Genomic DNA, 1,659 nt, shown 5'->3' with positions numbered 1-1,659 from the left:
ACTCAATTCCTTTTAAAAACTGGTTTTGGTCGAATTCTATAACCTTTGAACTTTGATTGGATAAATCTAAACCTGCATTGATTCTTGTTGTAATTTCATCAACCCAGGCAAAACTGGGCATTCCCTTTAAACGTGAGAGAGTAAGAAGGGCTTCCTTTAATTGATTCTCTTCTGCGGAGTTTAAAGGACTGTTATTAATTGAGAAATTTGTGTCTTCGTATCTCAAGAATACCTTTTTTCCTTCTTTATGGCGTGACAGCGGAACAGACCATCCTTGTTCGCTCTCCATGAAAATAATATCATCATATATCTGACGACGTTTCACACCATCTGAACTACCCGAAAAGTCATAGATAGCATTATTGCATTCGGCAACTAAATCGTCAATGAAATATTTTCTCCCAGGATTTCTGAAACATTTGTCTAAAGTTTGGTATCGAATTATCGCATGTTTGTTCGTGGCCAAATTAGAAAGGTTAATCGGGATTAATAATCAGTTAAAAGATTGTATTTAAGCCAAAATAGCAATAATATTCGTCATTTAAATATGGAAAACCGTAAGAGTAAATTCCAAAAAGCATAAAAAAGGGGTTTCCCCCTTAAATAATCCCTTCATCCTGAAATGAGTAATATCCCTCTGATGTTATTATAATATGGTCCAGAACCGCTATATCTAAAAAGCTTCCTGCAGCCATGATTTTCTCGGTCAATGCAAGGTCCGCCTTGCTCGGCTTTAAGTTTCCGGAAGGATGATTGTGGGTTAAAATGATCGAACTTGCACATGCTTTTAACGCTGTTGAAAAAATGAGCTTGGGATCTGCTATAGTTCCACACATTCCACCGGAGGAGACTTCGTAAATTCCTATAACCTTGTTTGCTCTATTCAATAACAAGATTTTGAACTGTTCTTGAAGCTCGATCTTATCGAGGTCCCAGTTGTTAAATAATATACTATACACTTCCTGGGATGTTGAAACCTGTGGTCGTTCAGAAGCCTTGAACTTTGGTTTGTAGCTGACGCTGATTTCTGATAATTGATAGAACGACATCTGATTTTGTAGCTTTTCCATAATCTTAAGTTTTATGTTAAAAAATTAATTATGGTGCTCTCAGAGCCTCTATTCAGCACTAAAGGCAAGGTGGAGATTTTAAAAATGCTGAGGGCTCCCCCGGGATACCCATTTTTCAAATACTACCTTGGCGGTAGCAGACCTGTGTGCGGGATACGGGGCTAAATTTGTACGTTAATTGATGCTTAACTTTCGTTTGATAGTTTCAGATCAAGGAGGGTTAACTTGTGAATGTATTCGGCATGCGTCTCCCTGGCTTTTGGTAGAGGCAAAAAAATAGCGTGGGGCTGGTAAGGCAAGGCTTTGAGGCAAAAAAAGATTGCAGGGGCTAGGTGTGGGTGGGCATTTATTTGTCCAAATCCGAAGGGCATGGCCTTGCGTACCGAGGAGGTTCAAATTTTCCGTAGCAAAAAGCCAGAAGGATCAATCCATGTTTTCTGAGAACTACAGCCACTAGTATAATTAGGCTAACATGTTGAATTAGTTATATTTGAGATTAACTATCCCATTAGAATAATATGAAGAAATTTCTAATAAATATTCTTGAAGCCATTATCAATTACCTCAAAGTAAGTACACATACAATAGC

The 1,659-nt window shown here is 38.0% G+C and carries 1 protein-coding gene and 1 pseudogene; both read right to left on the bottom strand.

Going from position 1 to position 1,659, the window contains the following annotated elements; genetic code table 11:
* Positions 1–466 (bottom strand): annotated as a pseudogene (locus tag WBJ10_RS09880) (hypothetical protein); the annotation flags it as partial.
* Between the two features lie 133 nt (positions 467–599).
* The gene (locus tag WBJ10_RS09875; RefSeq protein WP_424289801.1) at positions 600–1,070 is read right to left on the bottom strand and encodes a JAB domain-containing protein; all 471 of its coding nucleotides are present in this window, start codon (positions 1,068–1,070) and stop codon (positions 600–602) included.
* Positions 1,071–1,659 lie beyond the last annotated feature (589 nt).

This window comes from Daejeonella sp. (genome assembly GCF_049655485.1).
Classification (GTDB): domain Bacteria; phylum Bacteroidota; class Bacteroidia; order Sphingobacteriales; family Sphingobacteriaceae; genus Daejeonella.
This window is presented reverse-complemented; position numbering and strand designations above follow the sequence as displayed.

Excerpts from the sequence above, each read along its gene's own strand:
- WBJ10_RS09875 (WP_424289801.1), bottom strand. The coding sequence starts at position 1,070 with ATGGAAAAGCTACAAAATCAGATGTCGTTCTATCAATTATCAGAAATC.